Genomic DNA, 21,265 nt, shown 5'->3' with positions numbered 1-21,265 from the left:
AGAGGCCGCCGAGTGCGGGCAGGCCCAGTTCGGGACGCCCGCCGGGTTTGCCGAGGCCCTTGATGACGAGGGTGAGTGCCTCCCACTGGTCACCGTGCGGGCTGCCGGGGCGGTGGGCCAGGCGGCGCAGGCGGTCCGTGGAGAAGTACTTCTCGTAACGGTCGCGCGCGACGTCGTCGGCGTCAGGGTGGAGAAGCAGGCCGCGGTCCTCGGTGACGAAGAGGAAGAGCAGCCGGTAGACGAGCCGCAGCAGGGCGGGGTGGAGGTCGCGGACGGTGAGGGAGCGGGTGCGCAGGGCCTCGCGCAGGTCCGCGTTGTCGGGGTGGGCGATGAGCCCGCTGCCGATCACCGTGAGGGCCGTCTCTTACGCCCTTGCGGAGCTCCTTGAGGGCGCGGGTGCCGGAGTCGATGGCCTCGGTGCGCCACTTCTCCAACGGGCAGGACGCGGCGGGGTCGCCCTCGAAGCGGGTGCGGTGCAGCAGGCGCCACAGGAGGACGAAGTCGTCGGAGCGCTTGCCCTCGAAGATCGCCTGGAGGTCGAACTCGATGAACGCGGCGCCGGTCAGCGACGCGGACTCGCGCAGCAGCCGCAGCTGGCGGCCGTTGGACAGGACACCCCACAGGGCCTTGTCGCCGGAGCGGTTGAGGTACTCCTGGACCATGGACTGCGGTGCCTGCGGCGCCACTTGGGGGGTGCGGGTGTCCAGCGGGACGTTCCAGCCAGTGAGGTGCACGGGTACATGCGCCCACGCGTGGCTGAGCGGGAAGTTCTTCGTCCCGTCGTGGGCGGGGAGGCCGGGCTCCGGCACGGCGGACAGCGCGCCGAAGCCGAGCTGTTCGAACAGGGGCAGCAGCCAGCGTTCGGTGGTGAGCCCCACCGCGTGCACACCGGGATCGTCGTCCGCTCCGTCGCGGGCGAGGGCGTCCTGGTAGGCGGCCCAGACGCCGCGCAGGTAGCCCCAGGAGCGCTCGGCGGCGTCCCGTACGGACTCGCCCTTGGCGAACAGCCGGTAGTCGGCGGGCTTCGCGCCGGACTGCTCCTTGCCCTCCTTGATGCGGACGAGGAGGTCGTACGGCAGCAGTCCGCCAACGGTAGCGACGGTGTCGGTGACCAGGGTCCTCGCGGTGCTCATGCGTCGGCTCCGAGCTGGATCGTGGCGGCCGGGCGGTAGAGGAAGACGCCGAGGATGTCCGGGTCGCCCTGCGGGACGGCTTTCAGGCCGGCGAGGCGAGCCCGGGCGGCGGTGCGGACCCGGTGGTGCGAAGCCTCCAGCTCCTTCGCGGCCGCCTTGGAACGCAGCCGCAGTTCGTCCATGAGGCCGGTGTCGAGGGCGGCGAGGATCGACGTGATGTGGTCGGTGGCGAAACCCGGGTCGGAGTTGCCGGTGGCGCGGGCCTCCAGGAGGGCCAGGGCCTCCTCGTCGGGCAGCCACTGGGGCGCCTCGGGTCTGCCGTGGAAGGCCACTACCCGTGCGTCCTCGGCGAGTTGGAAATGTACGCCGCCGTCGCGGGTGGGCAGGCTCAGCTGGAAGCGGTGCCGGACGAGAAGCATCGTGGTGGGCCGTCGTACGGCACTCGTACGGATCACGCCGCAGCGGCGGGCCGGGCGCTGCCATGCGGGGAATTTCTCGTCCAGGGCGGTGTCCAGGACGAAGCGGGCGGTCGCGGCCACCACCGGGTCGGTGCGGGTGAGCGCCACCTCGCCGCGTGGGGCGCTCGGCGCGTCGTGGAAGACGACCGGGCGCGGATGGCGGGGGCCGAGCGACGCCGTCACGGCGTCGCGCAGGCCCTGCGGAAGGGCGTCGGTGTGCGCGGTGAACCCGCCTTGCTTGCGGCCAGCGGGCGCGCCGCGCAGCGCGCCGAGCGCGCGGCGGGTGAACTCCCTGACCTCCTCGCCGGTGCCGAGCGCGGCAAGGATCTCGGCGACCTCTGCGGCCACGTCCTCCTTCTTGATCCGGTTCTGGGCGTAGAGGGACCGGGACGCCTTCTCCCGCTCGGCGGAGGATTCCCAGGCGAGCTCCAACTGTTCGGCGGCGGGCAGCTGTTCGCGCTCGAACAGCCCCTCCTGCTCGAAGGAGGGGGTCTCGACGTTCAGGATCAACTGTTCGAAGACCGCCTGCATGGCGCTCTCCGCCTGCTGCGGCACCGGGACGGAGATGCCGGTGGCGCGGCGGATGCGCTCGTGCTTGCGCAGCAGCACCTTCAGGACGATGTCGTCGACCGGGTTGTCCGCCCCGTACAGGGTGAGGGCCTTCACGGTGTCGGTGCGCTGCCCGAAGCGGTCGACCCGGCCTTCGCGCTGCTCGTGGCGGGTCGGGTTCCAGGCCAGGTCGTAGTGGATGACGGCGTCGAAGGACTCCTGGAGGTTGACGCCCTCGGACAGGCAGTCGGTGGCCACGAGGACGCGCCGCTCGGGGGCCGGCTCGCCGTTCTCGTCCGTGCCGGTGAGTTCGGCGATCCGGTTCAGGCGCATGTCGGGCGAGAGCTCGCCGGTGACGGAGGCGACCGCCACCGGGTGCTCGGTGCCCTTCTTGTTGAGCACCTTCTTCAGGTGCTCGGCGACGTAGTCGGACGTGGCGATGTAGCGGCAGAACACGATCGGCCGGTAGCCGGAGTCGAGGAGGTCGGTGACCGTTGCCACCAGCTTCTTCAACTTGGTGTCGCGGGTGGGCCCGGCGAGCCTGCCCGCGGCCTCGGCCATGGCGACGAGTCGGGCCTTCTCATCGGCGTCGAGGCCGTCGGGGTCGGCTTCCTCGACCGTGGACGCGGCGGACGGCAGCAGGCTGCCCGGGACCTCATCGGCTGACTCCGCGCTGTCGGTGTCGGCCGGGTCCGAGACAGTCGACTGCCCGGTGCGGTCCGCCTCGTCGGGGGTGTCCGCCTCCTGGACACCGGCCCTGGTGTTCAACGACCGTACGGCGGCGGCGGGCGAGGAGGACAGGGTGCGCAGCAGCGCCAGCGTCGACCACCAGCGCTGCCGCTGCTGCAGTGCTCCGTCGGCGGAGCGCACCGTCTCGCGGGCGTACGCGAGGACCTCGGCGAGCAGGGCGCGGTAGTCGCGGTGCAGGGTGTAGGAGACCTCGGCGCTGTCCCGGCCGGAGGGGAAGTGCGCGCCGTCCTGGAAGTCCTCACGGATGTCGGCGCGGCGGCGCTGCACGAAGAACTGGGCAAGCAGCTCACGGCCCGCGCGGGACTCGAAGCCCACGGTGGCGAGGCGGGCGTCGAGGAGCCCGAGCAGCCTTCGGAAGGGTTCCTCCTTGCCGCTGTGCGGGGTCGCGGTGACCAGGAGGAGGTGGCGGTCAGGGGCGTCGGCGAGCGCGCGCAGCAGTCCGTACCGCTGCTGCGAGGTACGCGCCGAGACCTGCGCCGTGGAGTCCGCGACACAGGTGTGCGCCTCGTCGACGATCACCAGGTCGGGGCAGTTGTCCAGGAAGTCCTCGCGGTGGCGGGGCGACTTGATGAAGTCCGTCGACACGACGTAGGCGCCGTCCGGGCGGAACACCGACTGCCCGTACGGCGTCTCGCGTACGAGCCGGCCGATCGTGGCGGGCAGCACCAGACGCGCGTCGATGCCGAACTTGCCCCGCAGTTCGGCCCGCCACTGCTCGGCGAGCGCCGGGGAGCACAGCACGACCAGGCCGCGGGCGTCGCCCTGGGCGAGCAGTTCGGCCGCGATGAGACCGGCCTCGACGGTCTTGCCGATGCCCACGTCGTCGGCGATCAGCAGCCTCACCGTGTCCTGGCGAAGCGCCATCATCAGCGGCACCAGTTGGTACGGGCGCGGGTCTACGGCGATCGAGGCGAGGGACCGGAAGGGACCGGCCCCGGCCCGGAACCCGATCCGCAGGGCGGTGCGCAGCAGACCGGCGGTGTGCTGGTCGCCGAGATCACCGGGCGTCGGCGGGGCGAACGTGGCGGGCACCACGGTCTCCAGGCCGGGCAGCACCCCCGCGATGTCGACGTCGGCGCCGCCCAGCGGGCGCAGCACGAGGAGGTCCTCGGTGGAGTCCGGCAGCACCACCCATTCACGGCCCCGGGCGTGGACGAGGGAGCCGACGGCGTACTTCGGGGCCGGCGCAGCGGCGGTGGTCATACGGGCCTTCCGGGTGGTGCGGGGGCGGGGACGTGGGGTGTGTACGGAGCGGAGCGGCAGGCCGACGGGCTGCTGAACCTGTCGGCCGACGTGCCTGGAGAAGCAGGTCAGCGGCGGGGTTCGCCGAACACCTGAGGGTACTCGGCGACCTTCTTGGACCAGTCGTCGTCGTAGCGGACGCGGACCACTTCCCAGCCGAAATCCTTCAGCCGTTCCTCCGCCTCCTCGTCGCGCAGCACGACGTCGTCGTGGTCGTGGTGCGGGCCGTCGACGAAGACCGCGATTGGGCCGAACCCGGTGTCGTACACGAAGTCCGGCTTGGACAGGGCCTCACGCACCGTGATCTGCTGGTGGTCCGGGAGTCGGTGCCCGTGCGACCGCAGGTACTCGACGAAGCGCTCCTCCAGGGTGGAGTCGGCGCCCTGCCGCAGCGCGTCAGCGTGCTCGTCGCGCGAGCGGCCCGGGGTGGACTCGCCGACGGTGCCGTCCGCGAACGCCTGGAGCAGGTCGCGCACCAACTGCCGGTCGATGACGCGGTGGTGGCGCTGGTTGCCGAAGGAGAGCAGACAGTCGTAGCAGCCCTTCTCGCACGGGTCACCGTTGGTCTTCTCGTCGCCGCGGTCACGCCCCAGCTGGTCGAAGTGGGCGATCTCCAGGGCCTTGCGCGCGGCGCTGGCCAGTGCACCGGGCTCGGCCTGCAGACGCCGGAGCACGCCCGCGCCGCCCTCCGCGCTCTCGATGAACAGCAGCCGCTCGCGCGGCCCGTCGTACGGCGGCAGTTCCTCGGTGTCGAGTTCGGCGTCCTCCAGCTGGAACTCGGCCTCGATGCCCCGCTCCAGGGCGTACTGGAGGGTGACGGCGGTGTCCCGGTCGACCGGCTCGGCCAGCTGGAGGACGAGGATGTTCCGGGTGTCCTGCACATACGGGATCACCGGCATCTTGCGGCCCGCCTTCTCGGCGTCCGCGAGCCCTTCCTGCTCCTGGGGGGTCTCCCGGCCGTCCTTCTTGGCGGCGCCGCCCGCGAGCCACTCGCCCGTCACCGGGTCCATCCAGAAGCCGATCTCGCCCTTGGCGACGGAGCGGCGATAGCCGAGGTTGGTGAGCCGGACGGTGGCGCTGTCGCCGTACGCCAGCTCGGCGAGGGCGCGGCCGGACGCAGTCTGCGCCATGGCCCGCAGTGATCCGTCGCGGCCGTCCTCGTGCTTCTTGAAGCGGTAGGAGATCTCCACCTTGTAGCCGGTGCGCTGACGCTCCTCCTCGTCGGAGGAGATCCGGTCGCGGCGGTGGGTGAAGACGGTGTGCAGGTGCAGCAGACCGGTCCGCGCGTCACCGAGGCCACTGCCGCAGCCCCCGCAAACGTCCTCGCGCTGCTCCTCCGGGGACAGATAGCCGCAGCGCCCGCAGACCTTCGCGCTCTCGGTGGTCAGCTCGCCCGCGGTGTCCGGCGGCAGCTGCACCCGGTCCACCTTGTAGCGGCTGCCCTCGTGGTAGATCAGCGCACCGGGCCCGAACTCCCGGATCGCGATGAACCTGGAACGCTGCAGATAGTCACCGTCGTAGCCGCCGCGGCTGGTGCGGCCGGTGCCCGGGATGTAGGCGGCGAGCGGCAGCCGGGGGAAGGAATAACCCGGCAGGAAGCCCTCGGAGGCGAAATAGCGGTACGGGAAGAAGTCCGACATCACGGTCCGCTCGCCGCCCTGCTCGTTGCGCAGCAGCGCGAGCTGGCTCTCGGCCTGGGCGCGGCGGCGCTTGGCCTGGTCCTTGGAGCGGCCTGTGGCGGTGCGGTTGAGGATGTTGCGGTGCTGGATCTCGCGCTCTTCGAGGGCCCGCCTGAAGAGATTCCGCCAGCGCTCGCAGGCCCTGCGGAAGCTGCCCGGCGCGGCCTCGACGGTCTGCTCCAGCCACTGCTCGTGCCACCAGGACGTGGCGCGCAGCAGGTCGCCACAGCCGTCGAGGACGGTACGGGCCCGCGCCAGAGCGCGGCGCCGGGCGGCCGGCTCGTCGATGGCCGCAGCGACCGACGACGCCAGTTCCAGCGAGGGGTTGTCGCCGTCGGACTCGATCAGCCTGGCCATGCTGGTGCCGAGATCGAGCCGGGTCTCGGCGAGCCAGATCGCGTGCACATGGGAGGCGAGCAGATCCTCGTTGGCCAGGTCGAGCCGGGGCGGGGCGACGGCACCGGACACCATCTGCCTGCGCCGGGTGAAGTAGTACTGGTCGTGGCTGTTGCCGGTCGCGCAGTACGTGGTGACCAGCGCGGGCTGCCCGCTGCGGCCGGCGCGGCCCGAGCGCTGTGCGTAGTTGGCGGGGGTCGGCGGTACGTTGCGCAGGTTGACCGCGTTGAGGCTCTTGATGTCGACGCCGAGTTCCATCGTCGGCGAGCAGTACAGGAGGGGAAGCCGGGTGCCCTCGCCGAACAGGTCCTCGCGCTCCTGGCGGACGTCGGGGTGGACCTGGGCCGTGTGCTCGGCGGCGTGCAGACCGGCGAAGGTGGCGGCGATGTCCTGGTAGAGCCGCTTGAAGAAGGCGTTGACACGGGGGCCGCGCTCGTCGCGGTAGGTGCGGCGCAGGCGGTCGACAGCACCGTGGTCGTCGTCGCGGGCGTGCCAGCGGATGACCGTGTGGTTGATCCGGTAGCCGGGCTCCTCGCCCCGCCCCTGGGAGACCTCGGTCAGTACTCCGCCGTCCGCCAGGACCCGGAGCAGGTCGCGGATGACGTCCTGGGCCTCGTCCAGGGACAGTCCCTGTCCCCAGTCGGGGAAGGTGCCGCCCTTTCGGACGTGGCGGCCGAACGCGCCTCGGCCGGTGAGGTTCAGCTCGCTACGAACACGCCCGGTACGGCCCGGGCGTCCGGCGCGGGCGACGGCGACACCGGCCGGAGGCGGCGCCGCCTCCGTGTCGGCGATCCCCCACGCGTCGTTGAGCCGGGCCGACTCCTTGCGCAGTTCGGCGAACTTGGCCTCGGTGAAGTACGGGGTGTCCACGGCGCGCTGGCGGCGCAGTTCATCCATGAGGACCGTGGACAGCCGGTGGCGCACCTCGGGGGTGGCCGTACGCAGCTGACCCGCGGTGTCCTGCCACCGGTCCTCATCACCGGCGATCGCCTCCAGACCCGCGTACTCGAGGCCGAGCAGCCCGGTCTGCTCCAGGTTGGGCATGGTGACGCGCCAGCCGCGTTCCAGGTCGAGGAAGAGGCGGTACTCGGCGACCGCGGCCAGTGCCTCGAGCGTGCTCTCGGCGAGCTCCTCGATCTCGGTGGGCTTGGCCGCGTACTCGTGCGGGGAGAGCCCCATCGCCGCCACCACTTCTTCGCCGAGCCGCTTCCAGCGCAGCCCCTTGTCACCGGCCGCGACCATCGCCCTGTAGAGGGCGCCGCGCAGCTGCGTGACCATGACGAAGTCGTTGAAGTGCCCCGACTGGAGGCTCGCGTCCTGCCGGTTGTCGACGAAGGTGAGCAACTTCCTTGCGTCCTTCTTGAGTTCGCCCTCGGGGATGCTCTTGAGGTGACGCACGATCGAGGCGCTGATGACCGACGTGGCGGTCGAGCGGCCCTCCTGATCGAGGGTCATCAGCTTGGCGAAGTCGCGCTCCTTGACCTGCTCGTAGCCGACACCGCAGTCCAGGCAGAAGAGGAACGGGGCAGGCAGGTAGGCCGCGTAGATGCCACCGTTTGCCTTTCCCCCGCCGGTGCCGTCCGGGCGCACCCACACCGGCTGCGGCGCCCGCTTCCTGCGGCTCGCGGTGAGCACCGGGGCGCCCTTGCGCTCGTCGAAAGTGAGCCAGCTGTCGGGGAAGCGTCGCTGCTCGATGGCGTCGCCGACCTGTTCCGGCCACGGGTTGACGGCCGAGATGTACAGATACCCCTGCTCGTCGTCCTCGTCCTCGCGGGTACGGAAGGCGACGCTGCCGTCGCCGTCCTGGTCGCGGGCCACCATGAGGTACTCCTGTCCGCATTCACGGCAGAAGGACAGCGGCAGCAGCAGCTTCTCGGGGGCGTTGGGGACACGCTGCTGGTAGGTGCGGGTGATGTGGCGGTCGGCCTCTCCCTCCAGGGAGACGTAGACGGATCCGCCCTTAGACAAGAACTGGTGCAGCCTGAAGGCGAACAGCGGGCGGTCGCCCTCCTCCTTGCGGGCTGCCGCCCCCGCCTGGAGGGTGGCCCGGATGGCCTCCGTGCACGCCTCGTACCAGCGTTCCTCGGGCTCGCTCTCCTCGATGCCGAACGCCTCGGAGCGCAGATGCAGAGCGGCGGCCTCCACGGTGACAGGTTCGGCACGGACCAGAAGCGTGCTGCCGTCCTCGTCCTCGGTCTCCACCAGGCCGAAGGTGGTCTCGATCCAGCAGGCCAGCGGATCGGCGGCCAGCCGCCCGTACTCGGCCGGAGGGTTGTTCTCCCGTACCCGCTCGGCGAGTTCGGACGGCGTGGGTACAGCGGCCCCGGTCGCTCGTACCAGGGTCTCGCCGACCACGCGCTCCGGGGAGATCTCCGTGTCGAAGAGGGTCGAGGCGACGCGGGCGACCTCGCGGCGGCGCGCGGCGGGCGTGCCCCCGGTGGCCATCGTCGCGGACGTGCCCACGCACTGCAGATCGGGCGACTGGCATGCCTCGCGTACGCGTCGCACCAGCATGGCGACGTCGGCGCCCTGCCGCCCCCGGTAGGTGTGCAGTTCGTCGAGGACGAGGAAGCGCAGCCCCTTGGCCGCCCCGATGAGCTCTTCGCGCTCCTTGGGTCGGGTGAGCATCAGCTCCAGCATCACGTAGTTGGTGAGCAGGATGTCGGGCTTGGACTCGCGGATGGCCTCCTTTTCGTCCTCCTTCTCCTGACCGGTGTAGCGGGCATAGGTGACCGGCTCGTTCCCCTCGCCGTATCCGGCGGTGAGGAACTTCGCCAACTCCCGCTCCTGGCTGTTGGCGAGGGCGTTCATGGGGTAGACGATGATCGCCTTGATGCCGGGCGCGGCGCCGGTCTCCTTCTCGCGCAGCACCCGGTGGACGATCGGCACGATGTAGCCGAGGCTCTTGCCGGAACCGGTGCCGGTCGTCAGGACGTAGGAGTCCCTGGAGTCGGCGGCCTTGATCGCCTCCAGCTGGTGCTGGTGGAAGCGGATCGGGCGGACGGTGGCGCCTCGCTCGTCCTTGCCCGTACGGAAGATGTCCGCGCACGCCGGGTGAAGCAGTCCTCCCGGCCGCGCGAGGTCCTCGACCGAACCGCCCGGCTCGAAACTCGGGTTGAGAGAGAGATAGGGGTCGGGCCACTGGTCTCCGTCGGCGAGCGACTTCGACACCTTGGCGTCGATGCGCCGGTCGTCGATCACCACCGACCCGGATGTGTACTCCTTGTAGTCCCGGATGAGCCGCTGGTGCACCTTGAAGACGTCCACGTGTTCCCCACTTGTTCCCGAGACAGTCCGGAGCAACGGTAGCCACCCGCCGGCCGCGGTGCGCCATACTCCCCTTGATCGTACGTCGCACATCACAGCATGCGATTGTGAACTAAGTCAATAGACGTCAAAGGTGGAGGGGTTGGTTCACGGAACAACGTGTTCATGCCACACTCTGTCCGAGGCGCCCGCCCGGCGGACGCGCCGGGCCACGAAGACGGACGCGGACGGAGTCGCCCCGCACATGGACATCGGACCTGTGATCGCCAAGCGCTACCGGATCAAGCGGGAGATCGGATCCGGCGGCATGGGCGTCGTGTGGCTCGCCCACGACGAACACCTCGGCCGCGACGTCGCCCTCAAGACCATGAACATGCCCCCTGGCTTGACCCAGGACCAGCGCACCCGGGACGCCGAACGCTTCCGCCGCGAGGCCCGCGCCGCCGCCCGCCTCGACCACACCGGTATCGCGACGGTCTACGACCTCGGCGAGGAGCGCGGCACGCGGTTCCTGGTCATGCAGTATGTGACCGGCATCGACCTTGAAGACCGGATCGCCGAACAGGAACGACTGAGCATCGAGGAAGCCGCTTCGGTCGGGGTGCAGATCGCCTCCGTCCTCGGCTCCGTGCACGCCCGCGACGTCGTCCACCGCGACCTCAAGGGACGCAACGTCATCATCCGCACCGACGGCGTGGTCAAGGTCCTCGACTTCGGCGTCGCCGCTTTCCTCGAACCCGGCACCGCCAAGCTCACCACCACCGGCGAGCGGCCGGGCAGCCTGGAGTGCATGGCGCCCGAACAGATCCTGGGCAAACCGGTCGACCACCGCACCGACCTGTACGCCCTCGGCTGCCTGCTCCACAAGATGCTGACCGGCGAACCCGTCTTCGAGCACCGGTCGGAACTCATGCTCCCCGGCCTGATCCTCGACCACTCGCCGATCCCTCTGCGCGACCTGCGCCCCGACACCCCCGAGGACCTGGAAGCCCTCGTACTCGAGCTCCTCTCCAAGACACCGAACGACCGCCCGCCCCACGCCGGCGAGGTCTGGCGGCGACTGGCCGCCTGGCTCCCCGAACGCGGCGACCCGGCAGCCGCACTCACACCCTGGGCCGAGGTCGATCCGCTGCGGCCCTTCCGGCACCCGATGGGGCCGGAAGCGCGCCCGGTGCGCTCATGGGCGAGGTCCCCACAGGCCAGCCGACCGGGCTGACACAAGCGCCCATCCAGCATCCGCCACGCGGTGGAACGCCTCCCCCGCGAGGCACAGGGCGCGGATTCCGAGCGCCCTGACCGGTTGCCGCGCCAGCACCCGCCCGGCAGGGATTTACGGTTCCCCGTTTCTCAGCCCTGCGCCAGATTCGGCTCGGGCCCACAGCGGTGCTCCACAGGCCCGGCACCGAAAGCCTGCCAACGCCGGAGGGAACGACTGGAGCGAGGAACCGATCCAGACACACATGCTTGACTTGATGACACAATTATCATGTCATGGAGCCATGCTGTACGTGACTCCCTCCCTGGACGCCGACGACCAGCGAGCCCTCGACGAGATCGAGAGCATGCGCCGCTCCCTGCGCCACATGCTCCGCGCCACTCCTCGCTGGACCCGCCAGCTGCGCCGCAACCTCACCGCCCGCGCGATCGCCGGATCGAACACCATCGAGGGATACGCTGCGACGGTCGACGACGTGGAAGCCCTCATGTCCGGCGAGGAGCCCCTGGAGACCGGTGAACGGACCCGCGCCGAGCTGGAGGGCTACCAGCGCGGCATGACCTACATCCAGGCTCTCGCCGACGCCGGGGACGACTTCCGGTACGACGCCGGCCTGCTCAACGGCCTGCACTTCATGCTGCAAGGCCACCACCTCGACAAGCGCCCCGGCCGCTGGCGCGATGGCCCCGTCTACGTCACCAGCCCCGACGATCCCCTGGTCCCCGCCTACACCGCTCCGGACCAGGCAGACGTTCCTGCTCTGATGTCGGAGTTCATCGACTGGCTCAACGAAGGCGACGTCGACGCTCCGGTCCACGTGCGCGCGTCGATGGCCCACCTCAACCTCGTCAAGATCCACCCGTGGAAGGACGGCAACGGGCGCATGTCCCGCGCCCTGTCCACCCTGGTGTTCTCCCGCGAGGCCCTGATGCCACCCGAGTTCTCCTCCATCGAGGAGTGGCTCGGCCGGGGACAGAACACCTACGCCTACTACCAAGTGCTGGAGGATGTGGGCGGCCCGCACTGGAGTCCCGAGCGGGACACCCGCCCCTGGATCCGATTCTGCCTGACCGCCCACCACCGCCAGGCGCAGCAGGCCCAGCGACGCTTCGACGTGATGTCCCGCGCCTGGACCCGTCTGGTCGAATCCGTCGAAGCAACCGGCCTGGACGAGCGCGTCGTCTACGCCCTGCTGCCCGCCTTCTCGGACGCGAAGGTCCGCCGCACCGTCTACCAGCAGGACGCCGACCTCAGCGACCAACAGGCCATCCGCGACATCCGCGAGCTCGTCGCCCGCGGCTGGCTCATCCCCCATGGCAAGGCCCGCGCCCGCTACTACGCCCCCGGGCCCCTCATGGACCCGGTCCGGGACGAGGTCCGCCAGTCCATGGAGCCGTACACGGATCCCTACCGGCGGGAGCGGTGACCCACCCATTCTCGATGGTTATGCCGCCAGGGTGGCCGAGGTGTTCTGCACCTCGTCGAGCCGCCGCCGCAGATCTTGCTCCTGGCCACTGATGCATTGCGCGTACGTGGCGAACAACACGGCGACACTGGTGCCGGCCCACGCGGCCACCTCAGCAGGCGGGATGCCGCTGTTCAGCCACATCGTCAGTCGGGTGTGCCGAAGGTCGTATACGCGTCGTCCTGTCGGTGATGCATATACGTGGGGTGGCAGGGTTGCCCTGCGGGCGTGGTCCCACATGCGGCGGTAGACGGAGCCCGCGAGAACTCCGCCATACTCCCCAGGGAAGAGGCGGTCGTCAGGGAGCAGGCCCGCGTCCTTGATGCGCGCCCGCAGGACATGGACAAGCGCGGGAGGGCACGGAACTATGCGCGTCTCGCCTTCTGCCCTCCCCTTCAAATACCTCTGATCGTGTCGGGTTCCGCTGTCAGTCCACGTGCGTCCGATCTCAGGCTCGGCGGTGTGCACCACGATCTCTGCCCACCGACTCTCGACCGACGCAGGCATGACAAAGTCTGAGACATGCAGCGCAACAGCCTCTTCCGGTCGCAGCCCCGTGAAGTACAGCGTGGCGAAGAACGCATGCAGTCTTCGCCCGCTCCGCGGCTGATCGCGTATCCAGTCGAGCAGCCGCGCCGCTTGCTGCGCATTGAGCAGACGGCGTCGATCGATCGCGCCAGCAGGCTGCGGAGTGAGGTTCCGCCCTTCGGGAACCGGATCGGACAGCAGAATTCCGCGCGCGATCGCATACTTCATCACCAGATGCAGAACCCTTCGATGCCGCTTCACGGATGAGGCCGCCGCTCGTCTACCGTCAAGCAACGTACCCAGCACCAGCAGCACGTCCTGCACCACGAGCGGATCGGTCCAGGCGTCCATGGTCGGAGTGTGACGTCGCACCCAACCAAGTAGCGAGACGATGTCCTCCGGCGCACCGCCACGGCGGTTGGTGTTGAAAGCCCAATCGCTCAGCGCCGTACGGACACGGCGAGACGGGACACCGGGCGGATCCCGGTCCATCAGCGCGGTGGTGACGATCATCAATGTGCGCGCAGTGTTCCTCCGGTGATTCGCCGAAACTCGGGGCCACTGAGCGTCCGCGAACTGTACGGCGAAGTCATACCACCCAACCGAGGGCGCTCTCGGCTCATGCCGCTCCGGCAGGCCAGTCGACACGTTGAACGGCTCGCCAGCGTGCGTCGCAGTCACCAGCTCTGCTCGGAAACCGTCGGCCAGCGCGAATGTCTGGAACGACTTGCGATGACGTTTCCCGGCGACGGACCAGCGCACCCCATAGGACTCGCGAAGCCGCCCGGCGCCTCTCTCGATTTGCCAGACCCTGACGTCGAAGGTGGTGTCCATCGCCTGCACCTCGATCCGCCCCTGCCTACGGTGCCCGCCTCACGAGGGCCGACGCTTCCGGGCTACTACGAGCTCTACCTCCATGATCCCACCAGCAGCGGGCGTCACTGGAATCCCACTCGCCGACGCCTCACCCCGGCCCCGATCAGTCAGCGCGACCGAGCAAGATCGTCCCACATGCGTCCCCCAAAACAGCTGACGATGCGTCACTACACCACAAAAGTGCAGGTCAGACGGATAGAGGTACGATTAGACTGAGCGCCTTCTAAGCGCTTGGCCGCAGGTTCGAGTCCTGCCGGGGGCGCATATAGCCTCTCACCTGCGGAAACGCGTGAGGGGCTTTTTCGTGTCCAGATGCACATCGCTCTACGAGCAGGCGCCTTCACCTAATCACAATCGCGGGTAACGGTGTAGCACCAGGTAGCACACCTTCGCTATCGTGGACAGCATGACAGGGCAGCCGGAGATCACTCAGCGCGATCTGCGCACCCGCTCCAAAGAGATCATGGACGCCGTCCAGGGAGGACAGGCGTTCACCGTCACCCGCGACGGGCATCGTGTCGGCGAGTTGATCCCGCTCCGCCGCCGTCGCCGCTTCGTTCCCCGCGCCGAGTTCGCGGCCATGTCACGTACCGCCCCTGACATCTCGCTGGACGCCTTCCGCGACGACCAGGACGCCGTCGTCGAGCAGGAGTTGGACGACCCGTATGCCCGTTGAGCACGAGCAAGGCCTGCTCGACACCAACATCATGATCCTGCGCAAGTGGATCGACACCGACGAGCTACCTGCCGAGATGGCCATCAGCGCCATCACCCTCGCGGAACTCTCCGCAGGCCCCCACCAGGTGCGCGGTGTCGAGCAGCGCGACTACGACGAACACGCCGAGCGGGCCCGCCGAATGGACGTCCTGCAGCGCGCCGAAAACGAATTCGACCCCATCCCCTTCGACGTGGAGGCGGCCCGCATCTACGGCAGGATCTGCGCCGCCGTCGTCTCCGCAGGCCGCAAGCCCCGTCGCCGTGTGGCCGACCTGATGATCGCCGCCGTCGCGGCCGCCGAGGGACTCCCCCTCTTCACCACCAACCCCGACGACTTCAAGGGTTTCGACGATTTGATCACCATCGTGCCCGTCACCCGGCCCGAGATCCTGCACGACCGGTAGTGCCCCGTCTGCCCTGCCCTGCGCCGGAGTCCAAGGTGGTTCCACTCCCGGTCGCGGGCACCCACCCCTCACCGACTCACGTCACGCGAGACCTCGATCTGCACGGAGTTGGCGCCCGGAGCCTCGGTGTCGGCACGCGCCCATACAGTTACCCGATGACGCCGATCAAGAAGTTCCAAGTCACCTTCGACTGCGCGGAACCTGAGCGGCTCGCTCGTTTCTGGTGCGAGGTGCTGGGGTACGTCATACCGCCGCCACCGGCGGGGTTTGCCACTTGGGACGATTTCAAGCGCTTGCAGCCACCTGAGCAGCGGGATTCCTGGTTCGCCTGCGTCGATCCCTCAGGTGTGGGCCCGCGGCTGTACTTCCAGCGTGTCCCCGAGGGGAAGGCCGCCAAGAACCGGGTGCATCTTGATGTGCGGGTCGGCACCGGGCTCGTGGGCAAAGAGCGCCTCGCCGCACTTGAGGCGGAATGCGCACGGCTGGTCCCGCTCGGTGCGGTGCACGTGCGCACGCTGTATGACGGCAATGATTCGTGCATCCCGATGCTGGACATCGAGGGCAACGAGTTCTGTATCGACTGATGCACGGTGGTCGCCTGACTGTCGTCAGTGGCTGCGGCGAGGTGCACTTCGCCGGCGGGCGAGACGGCCGTTGCGACGGATCAGACCAGATCCACGCCCGCCGTCCCAGCCGGGAAGACGCGCTCTGCCGCCCCGCTGTTCGCGTCCCAGACCCGCACGGTCGCATCGTCGCTCCCGGTGACCAGCCACGGTTCCCGGCCTGGCGGGCTTGCCCAGGCGACCGAGTTGACCGCGCGGCCGCGCCCGGTCACCGTCCGTAGCGCGGCGCCCGTCTTCGCGCCCCAGATCCGGGCGATGCCGTCCTTCCCGCCGGTGGCCAGGAGGACAGCCCCGCTCGGAAGCTGCGTCAACGCCACCGACAACACCCACTCGCGGTGCCCGCGCACGCTGCGTACGATCTCGCCCTCGTGGGTGTTCCACACGTGGGCGGCACCGTCGTCGCCGCCCGAGGCGAGCACCTGCCGCTGCTCGACGAGCAGGATCGAGATGCCCTTGTGCGCGGGACTCGCCTCCGGGTCGGTCTTGCACAGCAGGGCGATCAGCTGCGAGCGGCGGGAATTGGTGATCCACGTCTTGGCCCCGTTGATCACGTAGCCGCCGGCGTCCTCGCGGGCGACCGTACGCATCGCCTGCAGATCCGAGCCGCCGCCCGGTTCGGTCAGCGCCATGGTCGCGCGGATCTCGCCGCCGGCCATCCCCGGCAGACAGCGCCGCTTCTGCTCGTCGGTCCCGAAGTGCAGCAGCAGCTTGGCGACCACGGTGTGCCCGCCCATCGCCCCGGCCAGGCTCATCCAGCCGCGGGCCAGTTCCTCGGTGATCAGCACATAGCAAGGCATGGAAACGGGTGTGCCGCCGTACTCCTCCGGGACGGCCAGGCCGAAGACGCCGAGCTGCTTCATCCGCTCGATGAGGGCGTCGGGGTAGGTGTCGGTGTGCTCCAGCTCCCGGGCGACCGGCCTGACGTCGCTGTCCACGAAGTCGCGCACGGTACGGACCATGAACTGCTCGTCCTCGGACAGGATGTCGAGAGTGCTCATACTGCGTTGCTCCCAGAAGAGGATGAGACCGGCGTCAGAGGGCTCAGCCGGACCGTAGCCCAGTTCCGCCAGGAGGGGCGGCCTGCTGCCCCCTACCTCCCCCCTTCCGCGCCCGGCCGACTGAGCCTGCCGATGTCTGGGCCCGGTCACGTAAGGTGCACCAGACGCTGGGCCCCGGCCACGGAAAGGAGCCGCCGTGCGGCTGCGCTGCGCTGTGCTCGACGACTTTCAGAGGGTGGCGACGGAGGTCGCCGACTGGTCGCCGCTCGCGGACGACGTGGAGGTGGTCCCCTTCGCCATCCACTTCCCGGACGAAGACGCCCTCGCCGAAGCTCTCGCCGGGTTCGACATCGTGGTCACCCTCCGCGAACGCGTCCCCTTCCCCGCCTCGCTGCTCGCCCGGCTCCCCCGCCTGAGGCTGCTGATCGCCTCCGGCATGCGCAACACCGTCATCGACTACGCCGCCGCCGGGGCGCACGGCGTCACCGTGTGCGGCACCGGCAGCTCCTCCACCCCGCCGGTCGAACTGACCTGGGCCCTGCTGCTGGGCCTCGCCCGCGGCATCGTGGCGGAGAGCAACGCCCTGCGTTCCGGGGGCCCGTGGCAGTCCACCGTCGGTGCCGACCTGCACGGCCGCCGCCTCGGGCTGCTCGGCCTCGGGAAGATCGGCAGCCGCGTGGCGCAGGTCGCTCTCGCCTTCGGCATGCAGGTCGGCGCCTGGAGCCGGCACCTCACCGAGGAACGCGCCGACGAGTTCGGCGTGCGACTGGCCGCCTCCAAGGACGAGTTGCTCGCCGAGAGCGACTTCGTGTCGATCCACCTCGCTCTGAGCGACCGCACCCGCGGTCTCCTCGGCGCCGCCGAAATCGCCCTGCTCAAGCCGACGGCGTACCTGATCAACACCTCGCGCGCGGCGATCGTCGACCAGGACGCCCTGCTCACCGCCCTGCGCGAGGGACGCATCGCCGGCGCCGGCATCGACGTCTTCGACATCGAGCCCCTGCCCGCCGACCACCCGATGCGCACGGCTCCCCGCCTCCTCGCCACACCCCACCTGGGCTATGTCTCGCAGGCCAATTACGCGACGTACTACGGCCAGGCGGTGGAGGACATCCAGGCGTTCCTGGCGGGTTCTCCGGTACGACGGCTGCCCTGACCCCGGTGGTCGAGCGATGCCGCCGGACAGGCGCTGCCTTGCCGGACAGGCGAGGTCGCGATCACACGCTGTCGACGGCCTCGGCCTGCCCCGTCTCGGCCTGCCCCTCGGCCTGCCCCATCTCGGCCTGCCCCTCGGCCTGCGCCGCCTCGGCCGGCCGACGGTAGATCCCCTCGCTCCGGCGGAGATGGCGCAGGTCCACCAGATGGCGCCGTAGCGTCACATGGTCGATGTCGTCGCTGTCCTGGCACCAGGCACGCAGCTTGTCGTTGACGGCCCGCTCCGGGTACTCGACGCCCGGCTCGAAGGTCTGCTCGGCGATGTGCCGCAGCACCAGCTTCTTGCGGGTCCACTGCGCGGGAAGCCGGACCAGCCGCCCGTCCCGGACGAACGTCCGCAGGACGACATCGGTCCCGTCGCTGCCGGAGGAGGGGCTCTCGGCGGCCCCGGAGTCGTCCGCCCGCTGCGCCGCCGCTCGCGCGTATTCCTTCAACAGGCCGTAAGCGACACCCAGTTGGCCGTCATCCCCCGCTGTCACGACGCCCTGTTCCCGCAGCCGCCGCAGCGCCACGGCCGTCTCCTTGGGGGACAGACCCGCCGCGCGGGCGACCTGCTCGGCGCTCCCGGCGCCCAGCGCCACGGCGGCGAAGGCACGCACCCGGCTCTCCTCGGCGAACAGTTGGACCAGTTGCTCCGTTGCTTCGGTTGCCATGCCCGGAGGCTAATGGGCGCCAGGCACGGGACCGAGCGAATTTCCCCCCGCGCGCCGGGACTCTTCCGGTGCGAGTCGGGCAGCCCGTCCACATACGTACCTCATACGCACCTCATGCATATCGGTAGATCCGCGACACGTCCTCAAGCTCGTCCGGAGTGACATCCCACGGCGGCAGCCTCTCGTGCCGGGCGACGATACGACCGTACTGGGGACTGTCCTCGCCGGGCGGCCGGTCCGGCAGGTAGCGGTGATTGCGGTGACGCCGCTGCCAGCGCTGCCACTGCAGGTCCACGAAGGCGTGGACCAGCCAGAAGACGGGGTCGTTGACGGAGGCGCCGCCGAGCATGGCGCCCCCGACCCAGCGGTGCACCCGGTTGTGGTTGAGCCATGGGTTGCTGCCGCCGCCCCACCCCTCCAGCTGGTTGCGGAAACCTCTGGTCACGGTCGAGTCCCACGGGGAGACGTCGTAGACGGGGTCGTCCAGCGCCCGGTCCAGATCGTCCTTGGTGGGCAAGGCGATCGGTTTCCGGGGGCGGCCCAGGTCGCGGGTCAGGAACTCGTCGTCGGTGATGCCCACCCGGATGGTCCAGTAGCCCGCCCGGTAGGCGAACGGCCCGGTCATCACCTGCCGGTCGAAGCGCCGCCCGTTGCCGCCGAGCAGATCGTCGGTCCACGGCACCGAGGTGGTCGTACGGTCCCGGGTCCAGTCCCAGTACGGCACCGTCACCGAGGAGTCGACACGGCGCAGGGCACGCTCCAGGTCCAGCACGAACCGGCGGTGCCAGGGCAGGAAGGAGGGCGTCATATGGGCGGCACGCAGACCGCGGTGGCCGTCCCCGACGAAGTGCGCGACATGGAGCCGTACGAACTCGTCGTACTCGCCGCTCTGTTTGAGCTCCAGCAACGCCTCCACGAACCGCCGCCGCTCGGTCCGCGTCAGCTTGCTGACGTTCTTACGCGTGTACGTCATGCTCTGCCCCCTGATGCGGATGCCCGCCGCCCAATGGCCCGGGGGCGAGGTCGCGCAGCCGTCGGCGGGGCCCGAGTTCGTCGACGGCCGCGCGGGTCGCCTCCAGCGGGGTCCGGAACCAGCTGTAGTGGTCGAGCATGCTCAGCCAGCTGCCGTCGGCCCGGCGCATGAGGTGCAGCGGGTGGCCGTCGACGGTGACGTGCCATGCGACGTCGATGCCGCTGAGGCCGCCGAGTGGCATCAGGAAGCCCTGGATACGGCGGCCTTGATAGATCTCGTCGAAGGCGGTACCGGTCTCCTCCGGCCCGTCCGCCGACCACGCGCGCCGGGATGCGACGACGAACGGGGCAAGCGCGACGACGGCGGAAGCAAACAGTCCCCGCGCCACCTCCCGCCGCGTCCGCCTCGCCGACACGCTCCTCAGCGGGGCGCCCACCGACACCCCGCCGGCACTGACGGTCATCGCTCACTCCTCGTACGGTTCGGCTGTCCGTACGAGCAACCGCCCAGCCCGCTCCACGGTCACCGCAGAGACAGCCATACGGCGGTGTCAGGTCGTACGCATTCAGAAGGAATGGGCCTGATCGGTGACGGTCGGTGAGAGTGGCTGGTCAGGTGGTCTGTGCGATGGGTGGCATCCAGAGTTTGCCGGTGAAGGCGCGGTGGATGGCCTCGAAGGTGGTCAGGCCGTGCTTGCGGGCGGAGTCGAGGTAGGAGCGCACGGCGAGCCAGGCCGTCGCGCCCGTGTCGGACTGATGGCAGCCGGAGATCTTCAGCTGGGTCTTGACCGGACGCAGGGCCCGTTCGCCGCAGTTGTTGGTGAACGGCACGTGCCGGGGATCGTCGGCGAAGCGCAGGACGTCGTGGGCCTGATCGCGAAGCCGGGTCAGGAGGTTGTGGGCCGGGCTCTGCTTCCGGCCCGGCACTTTGGGATGGAGACTGAGCCCGACCTTGATGCCCTGGTGGAACGCTTCGCAGTGCAGCAGGAGCGCACCGGGGGTGATCTCGGCGGTCTCCTGGTTCCGGACGCGTACGGCCTGGGTGTTCAGTCCGGCCAGGGCCCAGCGGATCTGCTGGTGCCACTTCTGGTCGGGAAAGTCCTCTTCGGCGGCGGTCAGTTCGCGGATCAGGTGGGCTCCGCACAGCTGATGGGTGCAGGAGTCGTAGCCGGCATACAGGGACAGTGAGTCGTGGACCAGGACGCCCCGGTAGTGCGGGAGCACCTTGCCGGCATCTGCTCCGGCGCGCGAGCGCGGGGCGAGGTGGAGCAGGGTGAGGAAGTCGGTGCAGGCCACGTGGAGCCAGCGCCGGGTGGTGCCGATGCGGGTGGTGGTCTCATCCGCGTGGAGCACGTGTCCCATGATCAGCAGGGCACGGATCAGGTTCAGACAGTCCTCGACCAGGCCGGCGGCCTCGGGGAGCAGAGAGGCGACCCAGCCGGTGGAGACCTCGGCCCCGGTCACGTCCCGGATCAGGATCGTGGTCCGCTCGACGGGGATGTGCTGGAAGACCAGCAGGTAGACGGCCAGGGCACGCAGGTTGGGGCCATAGGAGGAGGGCGATCGGGCGACCTGGCCGGGCATCGGCGAGGCGGTCACCGTCCCGCACGCGCACCGGCAGCGATGGGCCCGGTGCTCGGTCACCTTCACCGTGGTCAGCGGGATGTCACGGACCTGACGGCGCTCGAAGCCGATGCTGTCGTCCTCGCCCAGCGCCCGGCCGCACCCGGTGCAGGCCGCTGGAAGGTGGTCCTCGGTGACATCGGGATCAGCGACCATGCACAGCCCAGATCCGTCGGCACCCGGCTGGCGTCCCCGCTTGCGGCCGCTCTTCGGTACCGGCTTCTTCTCCGGCCGACCGAAGGTGTCCGAGGACGGTGGCATCGAGGAGTTCCCCGAGTTCCGGCCAAGCCGCCGCTCCAGCTCTGCCACCCGCGCCGTCAACCGCTCATTCGCCGCGGCCAGCTCCTCGTTCTGTCGCTGGAGCAGCCCGATCACCGTGAGGAGGTCCTCACGCGACGCAGACTCCCACCCCGACGACATGACCACGGATCCTGCCGCACCCACCCGCAACCTGTCACATCGTCAGACAGCGAAGCCGATCACGACCTGCTGAATGCTTAC

Annotated in this window: 15 protein-coding genes and 1 tRNA gene; 7 read left to right on the top strand and 9 right to left on the bottom strand. The window is 69.7% G+C overall.

The window, feature by feature from the left end:
* Positions 1-182 precede the first annotated feature (182 nt).
* The 3 genes from GFH49_RS40820 to GFH49_RS35305 form a co-directional block, all read right to left on the bottom strand.
* Positions 183-1,133 carry a hypothetical protein gene (locus tag GFH49_RS40820; protein ID WP_230396677.1) on the bottom strand — a complete coding sequence of 317 codons (951 nt, stop codon included), beginning with the start codon at positions 1,131-1,133 and terminating at the stop codon, positions 183-185.
* Positions 1,130-4,093 carry a DUF8741 domain-containing protein gene (locus GFH49_RS35310; RefSeq protein WP_155060138.1) on the bottom strand — a complete coding sequence of 988 codons (2,964 nt, stop codon included), beginning with the start codon at positions 4,091-4,093 and terminating at the stop codon, positions 1,130-1,132. The genes GFH49_RS40820 and GFH49_RS35310 overlap by 4 nt, the downstream gene beginning before the upstream one ends.
* A 107-nt stretch (positions 4,094-4,200) precedes the next feature.
* Positions 4,201-9,474 carry a DEAD/DEAH box helicase gene (locus GFH49_RS35305; protein WP_155060137.1) on the bottom strand — a complete coding sequence of 1,758 codons (5,274 nt, stop codon included), beginning with the start codon at positions 9,472-9,474 and terminating at the stop codon, positions 4,201-4,203.
* Between the two features lie 244 nt (positions 9,475-9,718).
* On the opposite strand from GFH49_RS35305, the gene GFH49_RS35300 reads away from it, so the two are divergent.
* Together GFH49_RS35300 and GFH49_RS35295 are read left to right on the top strand one after the other, a co-directional pair.
* Positions 9,719-10,690, top strand: coding sequence for a serine/threonine-protein kinase (locus GFH49_RS35300; RefSeq protein WP_155060136.1), 972 nt, complete (start codon positions 9,719-9,721; stop codon positions 10,688-10,690).
* Positions 10,691-10,973: 283 nt separating this feature from the next.
* Positions 10,974-12,116, top strand: a complete 1,143-nt coding sequence (locus GFH49_RS35295) for a Fic family protein (protein WP_196218235.1) — start codon at positions 10,974-10,976, stop codon at positions 12,114-12,116.
* Positions 12,117-12,134: 18 nt separating this feature from the next.
* Here GFH49_RS35295 and GFH49_RS35290 read toward each other — a convergent pair whose 3' ends face one another.
* A complete protein-coding gene (locus tag GFH49_RS35290; protein ID WP_155060135.1) occupies positions 12,135-13,517 on the bottom strand; it encodes a tyrosine-type recombinase/integrase in 1,383 nt (460 codons plus the stop codon).
* A 226-nt stretch (positions 13,518-13,743) separates the two neighbouring features.
* Here GFH49_RS35290 and GFH49_RS35285 point away from each other — a divergent pair.
* From GFH49_RS35285 to GFH49_RS35270, 4 genes are all read left to right on the top strand, one after another.
* A tRNA-Arg gene (locus GFH49_RS35285) sits at positions 13,744-13,818 on the top strand.
* Positions 13,819-13,965: 147 nt separating this feature from the next.
* Positions 13,966-14,235: a type II toxin-antitoxin system Phd/YefM family antitoxin gene (locus GFH49_RS35280; RefSeq protein ID WP_196218234.1), complete on the top strand. Its 270-nt coding sequence runs from the start codon at positions 13,966-13,968 to the stop codon at positions 14,233-14,235.
* Positions 14,225-14,680 (top strand): type II toxin-antitoxin system VapC family toxin, encoded by a 456-nt coding sequence (locus GFH49_RS35275; RefSeq protein ID WP_155060133.1) that lies wholly within the window; start codon positions 14,225-14,227, stop codon positions 14,678-14,680. Before GFH49_RS35280 ends, GFH49_RS35275 begins: the two co-directional genes overlap by 11 nt.
* Before the next feature lie 155 nt (positions 14,681-14,835).
* Positions 14,836-15,264: a VOC family protein gene (locus tag GFH49_RS35270; protein ID WP_155060132.1), complete on the top strand. Its 429-nt coding sequence runs from the start codon at positions 14,836-14,838 to the stop codon at positions 15,262-15,264.
* A gap of 80 nt (positions 15,265-15,344) precedes the next feature.
* Here the strand turns inward: GFH49_RS35270 and GFH49_RS39590 are convergent, their stop codons facing one another.
* The gene (locus GFH49_RS39590) at positions 15,345-16,301 is read right to left on the bottom strand and encodes an acyl-CoA dehydrogenase family protein (RefSeq protein ID WP_196218233.1); all 957 of its coding nucleotides are present in this window, start codon (positions 16,299-16,301) and stop codon (positions 15,345-15,347) included.
* 196 nt (positions 16,302-16,497) lie between these two features.
* Here GFH49_RS39590 and GFH49_RS35260 point away from each other — a divergent pair, with 196 nt between their 5' ends.
* On the top strand, positions 16,498-17,457 hold the full coding sequence (locus GFH49_RS35260) for a D-2-hydroxyacid dehydrogenase family protein (RefSeq protein ID WP_155060131.1): 960 nt from the start codon (positions 16,498-16,500) through the stop codon (positions 17,455-17,457).
* A gap of 61 nt (positions 17,458-17,518) precedes the next feature.
* Here the strand turns inward: GFH49_RS35260 and GFH49_RS35255 are convergent, their stop codons facing one another.
* From GFH49_RS35255 to tnpC, 4 genes are all read right to left on the bottom strand, one after another.
* Positions 17,519-18,169, bottom strand: a complete 651-nt coding sequence (locus tag GFH49_RS35255; protein WP_155060130.1) for a DUF2087 domain-containing protein — start codon at positions 18,167-18,169, stop codon at positions 17,519-17,521.
* 112 nt (positions 18,170-18,281) lie between these two features.
* A complete protein-coding gene (locus GFH49_RS35250; protein ID WP_155060129.1) occupies positions 18,282-19,142 on the bottom strand; it encodes a tyrosinase family protein in 861 nt (286 codons plus the stop codon).
* Positions 19,126-19,605, bottom strand: coding sequence for a tyrosinase family oxidase copper chaperone (locus tag GFH49_RS35245; RefSeq protein ID WP_155060128.1), 480 nt, complete (start codon positions 19,603-19,605; stop codon positions 19,126-19,128). Before GFH49_RS35245 ends, GFH49_RS35250 begins: the two co-directional genes overlap by 17 nt.
* 148 nt (positions 19,606-19,753) lie before the next feature.
* Positions 19,754-21,184 (bottom strand): IS66 family transposase, encoded by a 1,431-nt coding sequence (tnpC, locus tag GFH49_RS35240; protein ID WP_155054304.1) that lies wholly within the window; start codon positions 21,182-21,184, stop codon positions 19,754-19,756.
* Positions 21,185-21,265: the final 81 nt, after the last annotated feature.

It is taken from the genome of Streptomyces blattellae, assembly GCF_009709555.1.
Classification (GTDB): Bacteria; Actinomycetota; Actinomycetes; order Streptomycetales; family Streptomycetaceae; genus Streptomyces; species Streptomyces blattellae.
Note: the sequence above shows the minus strand (reverse complement) of the source record. Positions and strands in the feature narration are given on the sequence as shown.

Coding starts and splice junctions, on each gene's coding strand:
- GFH49_RS39590 (WP_196218233.1), bottom strand. CDS start 16,301: ATGAGCACTCTCGACATCCTGTCCGAGGACGAGCAGTTCATGGTCCGT.
- GFH49_RS35295 (WP_196218235.1), top strand. CDS start 10,974: ATGCTGTACGTGACTCCCTCCCTGGACGCCGACGACCAGCGAGCCCTC.
- GFH49_RS35250 (WP_155060129.1), bottom strand. CDS start 19,142: ATGACGTACACGCGTAAGAACGTCAGCAAGCTGACGCGGACCGAGCGG.
- GFH49_RS35255 (WP_155060130.1), bottom strand. CDS start 18,169: ATGGCAACCGAAGCAACGGAGCAACTGGTCCAACTGTTCGCCGAGGAG.
- GFH49_RS35245 (WP_155060128.1), bottom strand. CDS start 19,605: ATGACCGTCAGTGCCGGCGGGGTGTCGGTGGGCGCCCCGCTGAGGAGC.
- GFH49_RS35290 (WP_155060135.1), bottom strand. CDS start 13,517: ATGGACACCACCTTCGACGTCAGGGTCTGGCAAATCGAGAGAGGCGCC.
- GFH49_RS35270 (WP_155060132.1), top strand. CDS start 14,836: ATGACGCCGATCAAGAAGTTCCAAGTCACCTTCGACTGCGCGGAACCT.
- GFH49_RS35310 (WP_155060138.1), bottom strand. CDS start 4,093: ATGACCACCGCCGCTGCGCCGGCCCCGAAGTACGCCGTCGGCTCCCTC.
- GFH49_RS35280 (WP_196218234.1), top strand. CDS start 13,966: ATGACAGGGCAGCCGGAGATCACTCAGCGCGATCTGCGCACCCGCTCC.
- tnpC (WP_155054304.1), bottom strand. CDS start 21,184: ATGTCGTCGGGGTGGGAGTCTGCGTCGCGTGAGGACCTCCTCACGGTG.
- GFH49_RS40820 (WP_230396677.1), bottom strand. CDS start 1,133: ATGAGCACCGCGAGGACCCTGGTCACCGACACCGTCGCTACCGTTGGC.
- GFH49_RS35300 (WP_155060136.1), top strand. CDS start 9,719: ATGGACATCGGACCTGTGATCGCCAAGCGCTACCGGATCAAGCGGGAG.
- GFH49_RS35275 (WP_155060133.1), top strand. CDS start 14,225: ATGCCCGTTGAGCACGAGCAAGGCCTGCTCGACACCAACATCATGATC.